The sequence below is a fragment of the Enterococcus sp. AZ104 genome (genome assembly GCF_050546705.1).
In the GTDB taxonomy this organism is placed as follows: Bacteria; Bacillota; Bacilli; order Lactobacillales; family Enterococcaceae; genus Enterococcus; species Enterococcus faecalis.
Window position 1 is genome coordinate 1,273,100 of the sequence record NZ_CP172952.1, and the last position, 13,863, is coordinate 1,286,962.

The 13,863-nt window shown below is 36.9% G+C and carries 15 protein-coding genes and 1 riboswitch; of the genes, 13 read left to right on the top strand and 2 right to left on the bottom strand.

The window, feature by feature from the left end; genetic code table 11:
• Positions 1-234: 234 nt before the first annotated feature.
• The 5 genes from obgE (at position 235) to IGJ37_RS06175 (ending at position 4,598) form a co-directional block, all read left to right on the top strand.
• Positions 235-1,551, top strand: coding sequence for a GTPase ObgE (gene obgE / locus IGJ37_RS06155; RefSeq protein WP_104846096.1), 1,317 nt, complete (start codon positions 235-237; stop codon positions 1,549-1,551).
• A gap of 138 nt (positions 1,552-1,689) precedes the next feature.
• Positions 1,690-1,992 carry a hypothetical protein gene (locus IGJ37_RS06160; protein ID WP_002357636.1) on the top strand — a complete coding sequence of 101 codons (303 nt, stop codon included), beginning with the start codon at positions 1,690-1,692 and terminating at the stop codon, positions 1,990-1,992.
• A 26-nt stretch (positions 1,993-2,018) separates the two neighbouring features.
• Positions 2,019-3,317: a PTS sugar transporter subunit IIC gene (locus IGJ37_RS06165; protein WP_002363934.1), complete on the top strand. Its 1,299-nt coding sequence runs from the start codon at positions 2,019-2,021 to the stop codon at positions 3,315-3,317.
• 218 nt (positions 3,318-3,535) lie between these two features.
• Entirely contained in the window at positions 3,536-4,081 is a 546-nt protein-coding gene (locus IGJ37_RS06170; protein WP_002365644.1) for a TetR/AcrR family transcriptional regulator, read from the top strand.
• Positions 4,082-4,223: 142 nt separating this feature from the next.
• Complete coding sequence (locus IGJ37_RS06175; protein ID WP_002380282.1) at positions 4,224-4,598, top strand: YxeA family protein; 375 nt, start codon at positions 4,224-4,226, stop codon at positions 4,596-4,598.
• Positions 4,599-4,641: 43 nt separating this feature from the next.
• Here the strand turns inward: IGJ37_RS06175 and IGJ37_RS06180 are convergent, their stop codons facing one another.
• Complete coding sequence (locus IGJ37_RS06180; protein ID WP_325814803.1) at positions 4,642-5,391, bottom strand: peptidylprolyl isomerase; 750 nt, start codon at positions 5,389-5,391, stop codon at positions 4,642-4,644.
• 181 nt (positions 5,392-5,572) lie between these two features.
• On the opposite strand from IGJ37_RS06180, the gene IGJ37_RS06185 reads away from it, so the two are divergent.
• The 8 genes from IGJ37_RS06185 to IGJ37_RS06220 all read left to right on the top strand — a co-directional run bounded on the left by IGJ37_RS06185 (position 5,573) and on the right by IGJ37_RS06220 (position 13,621).
• On the top strand, positions 5,573-6,664 hold the full coding sequence (locus IGJ37_RS06185) for a DUF871 domain-containing protein (protein ID WP_002360357.1): 1,092 nt from the start codon (positions 5,573-5,575) through the stop codon (positions 6,662-6,664).
• A 194-nt stretch (positions 6,665-6,858) separates the two neighbouring features.
• The gene (locus IGJ37_RS06190; RefSeq protein WP_174121059.1) at positions 6,859-7,788 is read left to right on the top strand and encodes an alpha/beta hydrolase; all 930 of its coding nucleotides are present in this window, start codon (positions 6,859-6,861) and stop codon (positions 7,786-7,788) included.
• A gap of 168 nt (positions 7,789-7,956) precedes the next feature.
• The gene (gene xerD / locus IGJ37_RS06195; RefSeq protein ID WP_002357627.1) at positions 7,957-8,847 is read left to right on the top strand and encodes a site-specific tyrosine recombinase XerD; all 891 of its coding nucleotides are present in this window, start codon (positions 7,957-7,959) and stop codon (positions 8,845-8,847) included.
• Positions 8,848-8,911: 64 nt separating this feature from the next.
• Positions 8,912-9,706, top strand: coding sequence for a segregation/condensation protein A (locus IGJ37_RS06200; RefSeq protein ID WP_325814804.1), 795 nt, complete (start codon positions 8,912-8,914; stop codon positions 9,704-9,706).
• Positions 9,703-10,308 carry an SMC-Scp complex subunit ScpB gene (scpB, locus tag IGJ37_RS06205; protein WP_002357625.1) on the top strand — a complete coding sequence of 202 codons (606 nt, stop codon included), beginning with the start codon at positions 9,703-9,705 and terminating at the stop codon, positions 10,306-10,308. Before IGJ37_RS06200 ends, scpB begins: the two co-directional genes overlap by 4 nt.
• A 3-nt stretch (positions 10,309-10,311) precedes the next feature.
• Complete coding sequence (locus IGJ37_RS06210; RefSeq protein WP_002357624.1) at positions 10,312-11,028, top strand: pseudouridine synthase; 717 nt, start codon at positions 10,312-10,314, stop codon at positions 11,026-11,028.
• A 150-nt stretch (positions 11,029-11,178) separates the two neighbouring features.
• Positions 11,179-11,298: riboswitch (FMN riboswitch) on the top strand.
• A gap of 70 nt (positions 11,299-11,368) precedes the next feature.
• A complete protein-coding gene (locus tag IGJ37_RS06215; protein ID WP_002382314.1) occupies positions 11,369-12,034 on the top strand; it encodes an ECF transporter S component in 666 nt (221 codons plus the stop codon).
• Between the two features lie 255 nt (positions 12,035-12,289).
• A complete protein-coding gene (locus IGJ37_RS06220; RefSeq protein WP_002398998.1) occupies positions 12,290-13,621 on the top strand; it encodes a zinc ribbon domain-containing protein in 1,332 nt (443 codons plus the stop codon).
• Between the two features lie 22 nt (positions 13,622-13,643).
• Here the strand turns inward: IGJ37_RS06220 and IGJ37_RS06225 are convergent, their stop codons facing one another.
• Positions 13,644-13,862 carry a ferredoxin gene (locus tag IGJ37_RS06225; protein WP_002357617.1) on the bottom strand — a complete coding sequence of 73 codons (219 nt, stop codon included), beginning with the start codon at positions 13,860-13,862 and terminating at the stop codon, positions 13,644-13,646.
• Position 13,863 lies beyond the last annotated feature (1 nt).

The following is a 13,863-nucleotide window of genomic DNA, read 5'->3' on the forward strand; positions in this document are numbered from 1 at the left end:
GTGATTTTCTTCAACTATCTATAGTATGAACCTCTAAAATTTTTTTGTCAAAAGACTGATAGCGAAGCGACAAAAAGAAAGCGAAAGATTCATGAGAAATTTTGCTTTTTCCAACGATAACTAACTAGAATTGCTAGACAAACGGTTGTTTTCCCGATACAATAATAAAGACTTTCGAATCACGCTTTTTGAGGTGATTAAAGATAGTAGAAGTAGAATAGGAGGACAAATTATATGTCCATGTTTTTAGATCAAGTGACGATTGATGTCAAAGCTGGTAAAGGCGGCGACGGAATGGTTGCTTTCCGTAGAGAAAAATATGTACCAGACGGGGGTCCCGCTGGTGGTGATGGCGGTCGCGGTGGCGACGTTGTTTTAGTTGTTGAAGAAGGATTACGCACATTAATGGATTTCCGGTTTAATCGTCATTTTAAGGCGACACCTGGAGAAAATGGTATGAGTAAAGGAATGCACGGTCGTGGTTCAGAAGATTTACTTGTCAAAGTTCCACCAGGTACAACAGTTCGTGATGCAGAAACTGGAGCCTTAATTGGAGATTTAATTGAGAATGGTCAGACCTTAGTAGTAGCAAAAGGCGGACGCGGTGGTCGTGGGAATATTCGCTTTGCTTCCCCAAGAAACCCTGCACCAGAAATTGCCGAAAACGGCGAACCAGGCCAAGAACGTAAAATTGAATTAGAATTAAAAGTTTTAGCAGATGTTGGCTTAGTTGGGTTTCCTTCTGTAGGGAAATCAACATTACTCTCTGTTATCTCGTCCGCTCGTCCGAAAATTGGTGCCTATCATTTTACGACGTTAGTTCCAAACTTAGGGATGGTGACTACTAGTGACGGTCGAAGCTTCGCTGCAGCAGATTTGCCAGGCTTAATTGAAGGAGCTTCTCAAGGTGTCGGCTTAGGAACACAGTTCTTACGCCACATTGAACGGACGCGTGTCATTTTACATGTCATTGATATGAGTGGCATGGAAGGACGCGATCCTTACGAAGATTATTTGGCAATCAATAAAGAATTGGCTTCACACAATTTACGTTTGATGGAGCGACCTCAAATTATTGTTGCCAATAAAATGGACATGCCTGAAGCAGAAGAGAATTTAGCGAAATTTAAAGAGCAACTTGCGAAGGAACGCACCGATGAGTATGCTGATGAGCTACCTATTTTCCCAATCTCTGGGGTTACTCGTAAAGGTATTGAACCTTTATTAAATGCAACAGCTGACTTGTTGGAAGTAACGCCTGAATTCCCATTATATGAAGATGAAGTGGTAGAGGAAGAAACCATTCGTTATGGCTTCCAACCAGAAGGTCCAGAATTTACGATTGATCGTGAACCAGATGCTTCATGGGTTTTATCTGGTGAAAAATTAGAAAAATTATTTGAAATGACGAATTTCGATCATGATGAAACAGTAATGCGTTTTGCACGTCAATTACGTGGTATGGGTGTCGATGAGGCATTACGAGCACGTGGCGCGAAAGATGGCGACATTGTTCGGATTGGTAATTTTGAATTTGAATTTGTCGAATAAGCATAAAACCAGTTCACTCAGTGAACTGGTTTTTTATTTTAAAATTAGTATTAAATCAGCGAATAGATTGAAATAATATTTTTAATAGCTTATAATTTTAAATGTAACAAAATAACAAACGAAAGGAGCGAAATTGAAATGGAAAACAATCAAGCAATGGTTCCTAAGTTTTCAGTTAAAAGTGCCGGTTTTCTTTTTAGTATGGGGCTCTTATGTGGTGTCCTGTTGCCGAGTGTTTTATTATGGACTTTCAATCTGCCGTTTAATATTGGTGCCATGATTTTTTTGCCTGTTGGGATTGCTTTTGCGTTAGCGTATAGTCATTATTTTATTGAAACGAAAACAGGTTTTTGTAAGCGTTTTATTTGGTTGTTTTTAATTTCTCTTATTTTATTAGAGCTTATCTCTTATTTATGGCTGATTAAAGGAGTTATTTTTTAAGAGAAAAACAGAGGAGAGTGTTATTTATGTTAGATAAACTGACTGTTTGGATTGAAAATCATCTAGCTGGACCAATGGCTAAAATTGCCAATCAGCGCCATTTACGTGCGGTGCGGGATGGGATTATTGCGACATTACCTTTAATTATTGTCGGTTCTTTTTTTCTAATTATTGCGTTTCCGCCGTTACCAGAATCTTGGGGCATTACTCAATTTTTAACAAGTAATGCTGCTACAATCTTATTGCCTTACCGAATGACAATGTACATTATGGCGTTATATGCGACTTTTGGCATTGGCGCTAGTTTAGCGAAATCATATAATCTTGATCAAGTCTCTGGAGGGATTTTGGCTACGATTGCTTTTTTATTAACATTAGTACCTGTAGCGATTCCTGAAGAAGCCAGTAAAGCAGCTGGCGTTTCTGGGTTTGTTTTACCAATGGCTAATTTGGGTGGTGCAGGGATGTTTGTCGGGATTGTGACGTCAATTATTGCTGTCGAAATCTATCGAGTGACAGATAAGTCTAAGTTCAAAATTACAATGCCTGATAACGTTCCACCTGCTGTTGCTCGTTCATTTGAATCGTTGACTCCGACGTTAATTGTCATGTTATTGATTGGTTCAATCACTTATTATTTAGGCTTTGATTGGCACACATTTGTAGGGAACTTAGTAGGACCACTAGTTCAAGCAGCGGACTCTTTATTGAGTGTCTTGCTGTTGGTCTTTTTAACCACATTTTTCTGGTTCTTTGGGATTCACGGCGCTTCAATCGTAGGATCGTTGGCGCGTCCTCTATGGCTACAACTATTAGAGGAAAACACGACTGCTAAAGCAGCTGGCGAAGCATTACCTCGGATTGCGGCAGAACCTTTTTACCAATGGTTTATTTGGATTGGTGGTGCTGGAGCCACAATTGGTTTAGCTATATTATTAGCCTTCCGGGCAAAATCAGAATATGGTTCAAAACTAGGAAAAGCTATTTTAGCACCGTCTATTTTTAATATTAATGAGCCAGTTATTTTCGGTGTACCGATTGTCTTAAATCCGATTTTAATGATTCCTTTTATCTTTGCACCAATGGTTTTAGCAACGATTGCTTGGTTTGCCACAAAATTAGGTTTAGTAAGTGAAGTTGTCTTTACCGCTCCTTGGACCTTACCAGGACCAATTGGCGCCTTTATGGCGACAGGCGGCGATTGGCGTGCTGCTGTTTTGAATATTGTTTTAATTCTAGTGGCCATCTTGATTTACTATCCGTTCTTTGTAGCTTATGATAAAAATGAGCTTGCCAAAGAACAAGGCAAACAAATAGAAGAATAAAGAGTGCAGCCGTTTAGTGTCCAGAACAAAAGGTGATGACCTTTTGTTCTGGACCTATTTGTTTATAGGTGATGAAAATTCTCAATTTTTTCGAAATGTATAGAAAATTTTGAGAAAAGAAACGCATAAAAAAGTGTAAAATATTATATATATAATGAAAATGGTTTTCTTTTGTGTGAACATAATAAAGTTATTGTTAACTAAAAGAGAAAAGGGGTATGAAAATGGTTAGAACGAAGGTATATACAAAGGAAAAAATCTTAAACGTAGCTGAAAAAATTTTAGTAGATAAAGGTTTTTCTAATTTAACTGCTAGAAATATTGCAGATGCTATGGGGATTTCTACGCAGCCAATTTATTTAGAATTTGTCAACATGGACGATTTAAAACGAACCTTAATTAAATCGTTATTTCATCGTATGCAATTATTTTATAAAGCAGATGTCGGTGCCTCAGACCCAGTGATTGCATTGGGTCTGAACTTTATATTATTTGCCCAAAAACATCAAAAAATCTATACGGCGTTATTTATGAAAGCACATGGTTATGAAGAAGAATTGCAGCAAATGCTTCAAACTTTTTTTGAAGAGCGTTTATTATTGGATAAAAAATATGTACAAATGGACAAAGGAAAATTTGTCGAATTATTTCCTAAAATGGTGGTAATCTATTTAGGTTTAGCCACAGCGGTTACAATGAAAACAATTGACTTAACTAAGAATCAAGAAATTCAATTATTAAGTCAATTATTGATAGAAGAGTAGTGTTTTGTTATTTATTCAAAATAACAAAAATACGACATAAGTCTGAGGAAAAACTGGTCGTTGCGCCCGAGGAAGGATTGTTTAAAACTTGCTATACTTTGGAAGAAGTAACAGAGAATAATTACTCGGGAGGATTTATGTGATGAAATTTATTAAATTTTTAGTGGTGACAGCAATTGTTATTGGTGGTGGTTTATTTGGGGCCAAGTTTTACGCAGAGAAGAACTCTGGCGAATTAGCTGGTGTGTTAGATCAATTAAATCCATTGGTTAAAGAAGGAAATGTGTATGTTAAAACAAAGAAAGCCGATAGCGTTAATGGCTATGGAATTGCTAGTTATACGCAAATAGCCGCAGATGAGGAAGGCAAAACGCGAGAAATAACTTTCACAGCGGACCATGAATTAAAAACAGATCATTATCTAAAAGTCTCAAATAAAGGGGCCCACATCAATACGTATGAAGAGGTCAATCAAGACCAAGTGCCAGAAAAGGCATTACAAGCGATTCAAAAATAACAAAAAGTCAGAACGTACGCTGAAGATACGTTCTGACTTTTTGTTATTTTTTTGCTTCTTGAAGAATATTGATTTTTTCAATTTTAACATCAGTTTTTGGTTTATCGTTGGCACCAACTTCGACTTTGGCAATTTTATCGACAATATCAATTCCTTTGGTTACTTGACCGAAAACAGTATGTTTTTTGTCAAGAGAAGGATAGCCGCCTTTTTTGTAAGCATCAATGATTGCTTTTGGATAATCATCATATAAAAGGCCATCAGATTGATCATCTGTATTTTGGACAATAAAGAACTGACTGCCGTTAGTATTAGGTCCTGCATTCGCCATTGATAACGCGCCACGAATGTTATATAACTGGTTTGAAAATTCATCTTCAAATGGTTTATTCCAGATGCTGTTTCCGCCAGTTCCATCACCGCTAGGATCGCCACCTTGGATCATAAAGTTATTGATGACGCGGTGGAAAGTCAAGCCATCATAATAGCCATCTTTGGCATGTTTCATAAAGTTCTCGACAGTTTTTGGAGCCTGTTTAGGAAATAGTTTGATTTCAATATTTCCCATTGAAGTAACCATTTGGACTAAGTCTTGATCTTCGGCAACTTTGTCATCTAGTTGTGGTAAATCTAGTGAATTTAAGTCGACCGAATCCTTTGTTTTGCTTTCACTGGATTTAGCGACAGAATCACTCGTTGCGGTCGTGCCTTTATTATTGGTTGTGTTACAGCCTGCTAAAAGCAAGGTGAATGCTGCAACTGAAGCAACAGCAAGCATTTTCTTATGTTTCATCTGTTTTCCTCTTCCTTTCACACTGACAATTAGGTTCTTTTTTATCATAACAAAAGAGAAGATAACAAACCAGTGGAATTTTTATAAGATTTCCTATAGGAAAGGTGTAGACCACTTTTGTTTTTTTTGTTACAATGTAAGCAGATACATTATTATGTTTTACAATTTAGGAGGCAATCACATGGGAAAATTAGGTATTTCAATTTATCCAGAACGTTCAACATTTGAAAAGGACAAAGCATATTTGGATTTGGCTCATAAATACGGCTTTAAGCGTGTCTTTACTAGTTTATTGCAAATCAATGATGATCGGGAAAAGGTATTAGCAGAGTTTAAAAAAGTCGTAGATTACGCCAACCAATTAGGTATGGAAGTGATGGTCGATATTAATCCTGCATTGTTCGAACAATTAGGCATCTCTTATGATGATTTATCATTTTTCCATGATATGGGCGCTTACGGTATTCGTTTAGATCTTGGCTTTACTGGGCAAGAAGAGGCGAATATGACAAGAAACCCTTATGGCATTAAAATTGAAATTAATATGAGTTCAGGGACAAGTTATGTAGATAATATTATGGCCTACTCACCAAACACAGAAAATTTACTAGGCTCACATAATTTCTATCCACATCGTTATACAGGCTTAGGCTATGAGCATTTTGTTTATTGTTCAGAAAAATTTAGAAAATATAATTTAAATACGATGGCGTTTGTGAACTCACACGATGCTACATTTGGACCATGGCCGACACAAGATGGGTTATGTTCTTTGGAAGACCACCGCGATTTAGAAATTGCAACGCAAGTTAAGCATTTAGTTTTAACAGGATTAATCGATGATATTTCTGTCGGAAATGCTTATGCCTCAGAAGCAGAATTAGCAGCAATGGCAGAAGCCTTTCATGCACCGTATCCTTCGATCAAAGTGGATACAGAACCAGAAATCACAGAAGATGAAAGAATTGCATTGTTCGATAACTTACACAGTTATCGTGGAGATCGTTCTGATTACGTTTTGCGTTCAACAATGACACGTGTTTACTATAAAGATCGTCCTTTCCCAGCTCATACAACGAGAGATATTGTTCGAGGCGATGTCTTGATTGACAACGTTGGCTATGGACAATACAAAGGGGAAACACAAATTGCTTTAAAAGAAATGAAAAATGATGGCCGTGTAAATGTGGTTGGTCGTATTTCTGATGACGAACGTTTCTTATTAGAATTTTTGAAACCATGGTCAAGTTTTAAACTTATTGAAAATAAATAATTTTTAGTTTCCTATAAATAGATAAGTGGAGCATAGCGTAAAAGGTAATATTTTTGTGCTATGCTTTTTTTGTCGCAACAAAATTGTCTCATTGTAGTGGTAAAGAAAGATGGTTGAATCTTTGAATGGTGGTTGTCAAAAAAAGGGCGACAACTTATAATGAATCATACAGTTTAAATAAAAGGAGTACGTAGATGAATCGATGGTTAAAAATTTTGATTGCGCTTATTGTAGTAATTGCAATTGGTTTAATTGCGGCAGGCTTATATTTTTATAATTATGCAGTAGTTCCAGGAAAGAAAGACTTTATAAATGAGAATACCCCAGGGTCAAAAGTGGTCCAGACACCTGAAGGCGCGTGGTTTAAAGATGACAAAAATCGACAAGAATGGTCAATTACTTCGGAAGATGGGCTACGTCTAAAGGCCATTTATTTACCAGCCGACAAAAAAAGTAATCGTACCGTTATTATGGCGCATGGTTATATGGGTTCGGCAGAAACGATGTCTGTCTTTGCGAAAATGTATCATGATTGGGGCTACAATGTGTTAGCGCCAGATGCGCGTGGTCACGGGAAAAGTCAAGGAGATTATATTGGGTTCGGCTGGCCCGATCGTAAAGATTATGTCCAATGGATTGAGAAAGTTTTAACCGAAAATGGTCAGCAAGAACAAATCACTTTATACGGTGTCAGTATGGGTGCTGCTACAGTCATGATGACGAGCGGGGAAAAATTACCAGATAACGTGAAAGCCATTGTGGAAGATTGTGGCTATTCTACAGTCAATCAGGAGTTGCAATATCAATTGAAAGAGCTTTTCAATTTACCAAGTTTCCCATTAGTTAATGTTACTAGCGGGATTACGAAACTTAGAGCTGGCTATTTCTTTGGGGAAGCAAGCGCTGTTAAACAATTACAAAAGAATCATTTACCAATGCTCTTTATTCATGGTGAAAATGATATGTTTGTGCCGTTTAGTATGTTAGACGAAGTTTATAATGCAACCCAAGGACCTAAAGAAAAATATGTCGTGCCTGGAGCAGAGCATGCGAAAGCTTATAATAAAAACCCAGAAAAATATAAGGAAACAGTAGCTGCTTTTCTAGATAAATATATAAAATAACAAATTTATTCTTTACTAATAGTAGCAACAACAAAAGACTTGTTCTTAAGTTAACGACTTAGTGAACAAGTCTTTTGTTGTCAGTTGATTTTTTTTAATAAGTTGGAATTTACCCATGCAATCTAGGGCATAATCTGATAGGATAGTACTAGAAATGAGGGAAGGATAATGGAAGAACAATTAGTCGATTATTTACACTATTTACAAATAGAGCGGGGCTTATCAAATAACACACGGCGGAGTTACGAACGAGATTTAAAAAAATACGTAGCCTTTTTACAAGAACAAGGCCTGCATTCTTGGGACGAAGTTGACCGTTACATGATTACAGAATTTTTGCAATCCCTTCACGAAGAACAGCAAGCTTCAGCAAGTGTGATTCGGATGATTTCTAGTTTGAGAGGATTTCATCAATTTTTACGTCAAGAACGCTTAAGCGAACATAATCCGATGCAACATATTGACTCCCCCAAGAAAGTTCAAAAATTGCCAAGTACATTATCTGTTGACGAAGTGACTCGATTAATTGAAACGCCTGATACAAGTAAACCACTAGGTATGCGGAATCGTGCTATTTTAGAAGTGATGTATGCAACGGGCCTGCGAGTTAGTGAACTAATTGAAATAAAATTAGGGGATCTGCATTTATCCATTGGTTTATTGCAAACAATCGGAAAAGGGGACAAAGAACGAATTATTCCTTTAGGCGATTATGCGATTCAATGGATTGAGCGCTATATGAACGAAGCCAGACCTCAATTGATTAAAAACCATCCGAATGAAACACACCTGTTCGTTAATCATCATGGCGAACCGTTATCTAGACAGGGCATTTGGAAAAATTTAAAACAGATTGTCCGAGAAGCCCGGATAGAGAAAAATATTACGCCGCATACATTACGGCATAGCTTTGCGACACATTTGTTGGAAAATGGCGCAGACCTTAGAATCGTGCAAGAATTATTAGGACATGCAGATATCTCCACGACACAAATTTATACACATATTACCAAACAACGAATGGCAGATGTTTATAAGGAACATTTTCCTCGGGCTTAATTTGCGAGAATGCCCACAAACGAATAAATTTATGGTAAACTAGGAAGTCGAGAAAAGAAAGTAGGTGTCGTTTTTGCAAGAAATTAATTTAAAACTAGATGTCTTTGAAGGACCACTGGATCTTCTACTACATTTAATTCAAAAATTAGAAATCGATATCTATGACATTCCCATTACAGCAGTAACTGAACAATACATGTCTTATATTCATGCGATGCAAACCTTAGAGTTAGAAGTCGCTGGAGAATATCTAGTCATGGCTGCCACCTTAATGGCTATTAAAAGTCAGATGTTGCTTCCAAAACAAGAGCTTGAAATCATTGATGATGAAGATTTTTTTGAAGAGGAAGACCCACGGGAAGCTTTAGTAGCTCAGTTATTGGAGTATCGGAAATTTAAATATGCAGCGACTGTTTTACATGAAAAAGAAGAAGAACGTAAACTCTATTATACAAAAGAACCAATGGATATGGATGATTATAAAGAGGAAGATACAACACTACGGCCTAATCAAATCAATACAATTGATTTATTTCTAGCCTTTCACGCCATGTTAGAAAAGAAAAAAAATCGCCAGCCTGTTGAAACAACTGTTGCTAGTGACGATGTTTCCATCGAAGAAAAAATCACCGCTATTTCAGAGCGTATGCGTCAAGTACAGAAAGGGAAGGCAGTGTCGTTTGATTCTTTCTTCGATTCTTATTCCAAACAAGAAATTGTGACAACGTTCATGGCTCTTTTAGAATTAATGAAAACAGGCGTGATTTATGCTGAACAAGAAAATAATTATAGTGAAATTTTGTTATTTAATACAGAAACCCAGCAGGAAGATACAACAGAGGTGGAGGAAACACAGTGACATTAGTTAGTCAAATTGAAGCAATTTTATTTGTGGTTGGCGAAGAAGGAATTGGCTTGGAAGAGCTGGCGTACTTATTAGAGAAGTCAACAGCAAAAACCTATGAAGAATTAACGAAATTGAAAGAACATTATGCTTCTGACAATAAATCGGCGTTAAATATTTTAGAAGTCGGCAATCATTTTGTCTTAACAACGAAGAAAAAATATGCCTCATTACTAAAAAAATATGCGCAATCGCCTATGTCGAACGCCTTATCACAAGCGGCGCTAGAAACATTATCCATTATTGCTTATAAGCAACCAATTTCGCGTATTGAAATTGATGAAATTCGTGGCGTACAGACTTCTGGCTCTATCCAAAAGTTAGTTGCCCGTCAGTTGATAGAAGAAAAAGGCCGCGTCGATGGTCCTGGTAGAGCAATTTTGTATGGCACAACGAAGTATTTTATGGATTACTTTGGGTTGAAAAGTTTAGATGAATTACCAGATATCCAACAAATGGAAGATGAATTAGAAGAAGAACTACCAATGGATCTATTTTTTGATCGTTATCAAGAAACGAACCCAATGTCTGAAACAACAGAAGGCGAGGAAGCTTAAACAATGGAAAGATTACAAAAAGCAATTGCTCATGCTGGGGTGACTTCGCGTCGCAAAGCAGAGGAATTAATTGTCAAAGGTCGCGTAAAAGTCAACGGCCAAGTGGTCAAAGAATTAGGAACACAAGTAAGTAAACAAGATACCGTTGAAGTTGATGGTGTACCGATTTATCAAGAAGAATATGGTTATTATTTATTCTATAAACCAAGAGGGGTTATTTCTGCGGTGTCTGACGATAAAGGCCGTAAAGTAGTAACGGATTATTTTACAGATGTTACTGAGCGAATTTATCCAGTCGGTCGTCTGGATTATGATACTTCTGGGTTGTTACTTTTAACGAATGATGGAAGTTTTTCACAAAAATTAACCCATCCTAAACATGAAGTAGATAAAGTCTACGTAGCAAAAATTAAAGGTGTACCAACTAAACGGGATCTATTGCCATTAGCCAAAGGCATTCGCATTGATGGCAAACGCACAGCACCAGCCAATTTTCAAATTCTTTCAGCGGATATTAAAACAGGTAGCAGTGTCGTGGAATTAACGATTCATGAAGGACGTAATCATCAAGTGAAGAAAATGTTTCAAGCTGTTGGTTTCCCTGTTCAAAAATTAAAACGTGAACGTTACGGTGAGTTGACCTTACAAGGTTTGCGACCAGGACAATATCGTGATTTAACTAAAAAAGAAATCAGTCAATTATTAAATCAAGCTAAATAAGATAAAATGACTCGATCTCTTCGCGCTTATGGCGAAGGGATTGTTTTTTTGAGAAATGAAACAATCAATGAAATTTAATAAAAAAGCTTAGTTAGTTGCATTCATTGTTCAAATCGGTTACACTAAGTAAGTAAAAAAATATAATACAAGGTTCGTCTTCAGGGGCAGGGTGTAATTCCCGACCGGTGGTTATAGTCCACGACTCGTTTTTAACGATTGAATTGGTGTAATTCCAATACCGACAGTATAGTCTGGATAAAGAAGATAGGGCTTATTTGAGACGCTTTTTCATCAGATAATCCTACTCTATTTTTCCCTGCAGAAAAATAGGGTTTTTTGTATGACAAAGAAGCGAATCAAAAAGTTCGTTGAAGATGGGTCCTTAATTGGAGGATTTCAGATGAACAACAAGGTACAAAAAATGGTCAGCATTGCAATGTTGGCCGCAATCGGTACAGTATTACAATTTGTGGCATTTCCGATTATGCCGGCGTTTAGTTTTTTGAAAATCGATTTTAGTGATATTCCGATTCTACTCGGAATGTTCTTGTACGGACCGTTAGCAGGAGTAATTACTGCTTTTGTTCGTTCGTTGCTACACCTGTTCTTAACCGGACTAGCACCGCAAAATATGGTGGGAGATTTCGCTAGCTTTTTAGCAAGTAGTATCTTCACCTTGCCAATTTTTTATTTCTTTGGTAAAAAGAAAAATATCCGTACAAATCGGATAGTGGGCTTAGTAAGTGGGATCTTAGCCTTGACAATTTTCATGAGTATTGCGAATTATTTTGTCATTACACCCATTTACTTACAATTATATGGTGTGACCACACAACAATTTTTAGGAACATCTTTAGCAAGCTATGTGGCGATTGGTATTGTGCCATTCAACCTTATTAAAGGCCTCTTAGTCAGTGGTGTTTTTCTAGTACTACATGCGAAGTTATTGCCATGGCTATCAAAAAAACAACATACTATTCAGAAAAAAACACCGTTAACAAAATAAATGATAAAAAACCTGCTGTTGAACAATGTTTGACAGTGGGTTTTTAAAATTTACGCCTAAAAGAAAAGAGGTTGTCACAATCTGTCATCATTCTGTTAAAAAATACTAAACCATCTGCATTGTAATTTTAACTTTCCCTTGGTATGATAGAAATCATCAAAGAAAGAGGAGTTTTCCTGAGTGAAAAAGTGTAAAAATTGTCGTCACGTGAATCGTGATACGGAGTCCTTTTGTGAAGAATGCGGCGCTCCGCTAATGAATGAATCAATGCATCAAGAGGAAAACCAAGCACAACCATCAATGAATAAAGGGAACGAATCTACTCCTCTCAGATCAAAAAGAAGCTGGATCTGGGTGTTTCTTTTTGTGTTCATCGTTCTTGGAGCGGGTAGCTATTTTCTCGGGACGCATTATTTTTCTAAGGAACAACAAATTTCTCATTTTATTGAAGCGATTGAGAATGGTGATGCCCAAGAATTAAGTAAAAAAATGAGGACGAACGAGTCTGAATTTCAAGTGAATCCGCAAAGCATTAAGCCTTTAATCACTTATTATCAAAAAAATCCAACTGAGCTAAAAAAATTAGAAAAAGCGCTATTAAAGGATAAAAAGCTACATGGTTTAACTATTCGTGAAACAAGTCAAACAGCATTTTTCTTTCACCGTTATCAATTCATTTTAACGCCTGTTTCTGTTCAGTTAACGACGAATCAGCGCGGTGTGACGCTGGCAATGAACGGGCGGGAAGTGGGCACTTCCGACTCAACCACTTATCAAAAGGAATTGGGACCCTTAGCGCCAGGACAATATACTTTTACAGCCACAGTGAAAGATAGCACCGGCGAACCTGTTATCACAGAAGAGTATCGTTTATTAGAAGAGGAAAATTATATTTCTAGTATTCCTTTAGATTTTAAACGAATGAATTTTGTTGTGGAAAGCAATCTGCCAGACGCAGATATTTATATTAATGATCGGAAAGTTGGTACGCTAACGAATGGAAGCAAAACGATTGGCCCTTTGTTCTGGTCCAAAGGGATGACGATTCAACTTAAAAAGACGATTAATGGAGAAGAAATTCAAACATCAAAAGAAACGATTGGTGAAAATGATTTTGTCGAAGCGCTCTCCGATAATCCAACGCTACAATTGAATTTTCCGTTAGCTAGCGACTATGATGCCCGCAAAGCGCTAGAAACCTTTTATCAAGCATTTGCCAAACAAGTGAAAAGTCATACGGATAGTACAGAATTTGCTAAAAAATATCTCGTTGGTGGGGAAAATAATCCTCAATTTCCTTCTTTTATAGAAGCACTTGAACGATTACGTGAAAAGAAATCGACCGATGTTTCACCAGATTTTGAAGTAACCATTAATACACTACAATTGGATGGTAAAGAAAATTACCATGTCAATTATTATTTAGAAGCCAAAAATTCTAAAGCAAAAGAAAATGGTCTTCGTTATGAATGGATCAATGGCCTAAATGATCAAATTCATTTAGTCAAAGAACCGCTAAAAGAAGGACAATTACAGTTTGTTTCGATAGATGAGCAAACACTTGCTTGGCTCGAAAAAATACTCTAAGCAAAAATGAGTGCTAAATTATTTAGCACTCATTTTTGCTTATTTCTATTGCACGCGTGGGACATTTGCGGTACGCTTTTAACACATTCTCGCGTTCGTTTTCTGGAATAAATTGTTGTCGAGCATGCGGCTCGTCTTTAAAAAGGACAATCCCATGATCATCATAATCAAATATATTGGGCGCATAAACTTGACAAAGTCCACAAGCAATACATTTTTCAGGAACTAAACGTGATTGCATA

Bases quoted from the DNA above. Each gene is read 5' to 3' on its own strand.
- obgE (WP_104846096.1), top strand. From the start codon at position 235: ATGTCCATGTTTTTAGATCAAGTGACGATTGATGTCAAAGCTGGTAAA.
- IGJ37_RS06160 (WP_002357636.1), top strand. From the start codon at position 1,690: ATGGAAAACAATCAAGCAATGGTTCCTAAGTTTTCAGTTAAAAGTGCC.
- IGJ37_RS06165 (WP_002363934.1), top strand. From the start codon at position 2,019: ATGTTAGATAAACTGACTGTTTGGATTGAAAATCATCTAGCTGGACCA.
- IGJ37_RS06170 (WP_002365644.1), top strand. From the start codon at position 3,536: ATGAAAATGGTTAGAACGAAGGTATATACAAAGGAAAAAATCTTAAAC.
- IGJ37_RS06175 (WP_002380282.1), top strand. From the start codon at position 4,224: ATGAAATTTATTAAATTTTTAGTGGTGACAGCAATTGTTATTGGTGGT.
- IGJ37_RS06180 (WP_325814803.1), bottom strand. From the start codon at position 5,391: ATGAAACATAAGAAAATGCTTGCTGTTGCTTCAGTTGCAGCATTCACC.
- IGJ37_RS06185 (WP_002360357.1), top strand. From the start codon at position 5,573: ATGGGAAAATTAGGTATTTCAATTTATCCAGAACGTTCAACATTTGAA.
- IGJ37_RS06190 (WP_174121059.1), top strand. From the start codon at position 6,859: ATGAATCGATGGTTAAAAATTTTGATTGCGCTTATTGTAGTAATTGCA.
- xerD (WP_002357627.1), top strand. From the start codon at position 7,957: ATGGAAGAACAATTAGTCGATTATTTACACTATTTACAAATAGAGCGG.
- IGJ37_RS06210 (WP_002357624.1), top strand. From the start codon at position 10,312: ATGGAAAGATTACAAAAAGCAATTGCTCATGCTGGGGTGACTTCGCGT.
- IGJ37_RS06215 (WP_002382314.1), top strand. From the start codon at position 11,369: ATGACAAAGAAGCGAATCAAAAAGTTCGTTGAAGATGGGTCCTTAATT.
- IGJ37_RS06220 (WP_002398998.1), top strand. From the start codon at position 12,290: ATGAATGAATCAATGCATCAAGAGGAAAACCAAGCACAACCATCAATG.
- IGJ37_RS06225 (WP_002357617.1), bottom strand. From the start codon at position 13,862: ATGCAATCACGTTTAGTTCCTGAAAAATGTATTGCTTGTGGACTTTGT.